At 52.4% G+C, this 288-nt stretch carries 1 protein-coding gene; it reads right to left on the bottom strand.

Going from position 1 to position 288, the window contains the following annotated elements:
* On the bottom strand, nt 1-288 hold a 288-nt coding region (locus AB2U10_RS19230), incomplete at both ends, for a CLIPPER-2 domain-containing protein (protein WP_493820796.1).

Here is a 288-nt window from a genome sequence, read left to right as displayed (position 1 = left end):
TGTTCTTCACTTTGAAGCTATAGGTAATCACACTTCCCACCGCGTGAGGGCCAGCCGAAGCTGTCTTCACAAGATCAATGGATGGCGTGCTGGTAAACGGTACGTCTTCCTCGTCGGTATCTTTCACGTCATCTCCTGTAGGCGGTGTACCTTTAGCCGTGGCCGTATTGTGTACTTTGCCGTTGTTCACATCCGACTGCGTTACCGTATAGGTTGCCGTAAACGTTGTCTCTGCTCCCGGTTCAAGACTCGCTACTGAGGCTGGAGCAATAGCGCTCAGGCCTGGTA

This window comes from Leadbetterella sp. DM7, assembly GCF_040829825.2.
In the GTDB taxonomy this organism is placed as follows: domain Bacteria; phylum Bacteroidota; class Bacteroidia; order Cytophagales; family Spirosomataceae; genus Leadbetterella.
Note: the sequence above shows the minus strand (reverse complement) of the source record. Positions and strands in the feature narration are given on the sequence as shown.